At 47.0% G+C, this 2,267-nt stretch carries 2 protein-coding genes; both read left to right on the top strand.

Annotated elements, in window-relative coordinates; translation table 11 throughout:
• The first annotated feature begins 125 nt into the window (after positions 1-125).
• Positions 126-956 (top strand): SPOR domain-containing protein, encoded by an 831-nt coding sequence (locus V7D75_RS09885; protein ID WP_333614426.1) that lies wholly within the window; start codon positions 126-128, stop codon positions 954-956.
• A 104-nt stretch (positions 957-1,060) separates the two neighbouring features.
• On the top strand, positions 1,061-2,155 hold the full coding sequence (locus V7D75_RS09890) for a PTS transporter subunit IIC (RefSeq protein ID WP_442968948.1): 1,095 nt from the start codon (positions 1,061-1,063) through the stop codon (positions 2,153-2,155).
• Positions 2,156-2,267: the final 112 nt, after the last annotated feature.

Consider the following 2,267-nt stretch of genomic DNA (forward strand, 5'->3'; position numbering starts at 1 on the left):
GGCTGTAGCCATTATTTGATGATAATTCTTCAATTCTAATCTAATCGACAGTGCTGATTCGATAGAGACAATTCGATAACGATAACTCGACAACGACAGATAATTCAGTAGGGAGAACGAGATCCATGTTAGCCAAAAAACCAAAAGGTGCCACTGAAAAACGCAAAACCAGTAGTGTGTCAGGCTTATTATGGATGTTTGTTGGGGCAGTATTGACGCTCATGATCGGGGTGTTTTTATACCTCTCACCCTTGTTTAACTTCAGTCCTGCGGGCAGCGGTGAGGGCACAGATGCTGATAGACAAGTTCAGCAACGAGTCGATACCGATACCGACAATGGTGATTATGAGTTCTATGATATTTTGCCAAATCAAGAGATGGCGACCATCCCTGATGAAGACTTTGGTGAGGGCAGTAGTAGCCAATCCGGTCAAATCACTGACTTTGAGCCAGATGTAGTCGTCAATCAGCCAGAAAACACCACGCCAAGTAATGATGATGCGGGTAACTTTGGTATTTCTGAGAGCACCACGATTGAGCCTAGTCGTAGCAACAACGCGAATAATGCAGCAAACAGTAGTAATGACGACGATATTGTCATCGTTGAAGAAGATGCGACCTATGATGGTACGCCAGCTGCCAATAATACAGGCGCGGCTGCAAACAGAGCTAATACAGCGAACGCTAGCAATGCTAGCATTCAGCCAGCGAAGCCTGCGGCGACTTATATTTTGCAAATCAACAGCTTTGGTGATGCCGATGAAGCAGACCGTCGCCGCGCTCAAGTGTTGATGGCTGGTGTCGATGCTAGAGTGGTGAAAAACACTACCGGTAACGGCCTTCCTATTTATCAGGTGATTTCACGCCCGATGAATAACCGTCAAGCGGTTGCCACTGCTCAGCAGCGCCTGCAAAATAACGGTATTGATTCTATTATCGTTGAGCAGCGCCGTTAAACCTAAAGCATTGATAAAAAAAGCGTCAGAGGACGCTTTTTTTATCCCTTTTTTTTGATATATTTTTTAGCTCCTTTCGGCAAACTCAATATAAGAGCATCATGATGACTGTGAATTCTTCAGAAACTGCGCCCGTTGGTATGATGAAAGCTTTTTTCCAAAAGTATTTTATCGATGCTTTTACTGGAATGGCGTTAGGGTTGTTTGTGACCCTTATCGCTGGCCTTATCATCTCGCAAATTGGTGGTTGGTTAAGCTTGCCAGCCTTGGTAGCGGTCGGCAAGCTGGCGTCAGTATTAATGGGCGCAGGTATCGGCGTTGGTATAGCCTACTACCTAAAAGCACCAACTTTGGTGATGCTAAGCTGCTTGGTTGCAGGGATGCTTGGTGCACACTCTGAAGCCTTGATGGCGGGCAATTTATTTATCGCGCAAGAGGCAGGTCCGGCAACTTTCGTTGCTGTGCCCGGTAATCCAATTGGTGCTTATTTGACATCCGTCTTTGCTTATCGTGCTGGTACTTGGGTCGCCGGCAAGACCAAGCTCGATATTTTGCTGATACCGTTAGTGGTATGTACGGTGGCACTCATCGTCTGTGCGCTGCTTAATCCACCAGTTGTCGCAGCGGTCAACGCCATTGGTCAGGGTATTCAAGCCGCGACTGAATTACAGCCGCTTCTCATGGGTATCGTGATAGCAGTGGTGGTAGGGATTTTATTGACGCTACCTACCTCAAGCGCGGCTATCTGTATCGCTATTGGACTTGGTGGCTTAGCAGGAGGGGCAGCGGTCGTTGGCTGTGCGGCGCATATGATTGGTTTTGCGGTGGCCAGTTTTAAAGACAACGGCGTCAGTGGTGTCATATCTCAAGGGCTGGGTACCAGTATGCTACAGATTCCTAATGTCCTTAAAAAACCGCTCGTACTATTGCCTGCTGTGATTGCCAGCGCCATTGTTGGCCCTATCGCAACCGTTGGCTTTGGGCTAGCTTGCACAGCAACTGGTGCTGGTATGGGCACGGCAGGGCTGGTTGGGGTTTTTGGCGTCATTGAAGCATCACAAGAAATCATGAGCAGTGCTCAGTTGTGGACGGCGATTATTTTATTGATGTTCATTTTACCTGCGCTCATTGCTGGTGTAGTCGCTTACGTGATGCGCCGCCTTGGTTGGTTGGTCGATGGCGATATGAAATTGCCCTAAATGAATAGTAAGGCTAAAGCTAAAGCACGCCAATTTTCCTAACTATTTGTCTTAACTATCTATGATAAAAAAGCCCAGCTATTCAATAACTGGGCTTTTTTATGGTCTAACT

Source organism: Psychrobacter sp. (assembly GCF_036731945.1).
In the GTDB taxonomy this organism is placed as follows: domain Bacteria; phylum Pseudomonadota; class Gammaproteobacteria; order Pseudomonadales; family Moraxellaceae; genus Psychrobacter.

Coding starts and splice junctions, on each gene's coding strand:
- V7D75_RS09885 (WP_333614426.1), top strand. CDS start 126: ATGTTAGCCAAAAAACCAAAAGGTGCCACTGAAAAACGCAAAACCAGT.
- V7D75_RS09890 (WP_442968948.1), top strand. CDS start 1,061: ATGACTGTGAATTCTTCAGAAACTGCGCCCGTTGGTATGATGAAAGCT.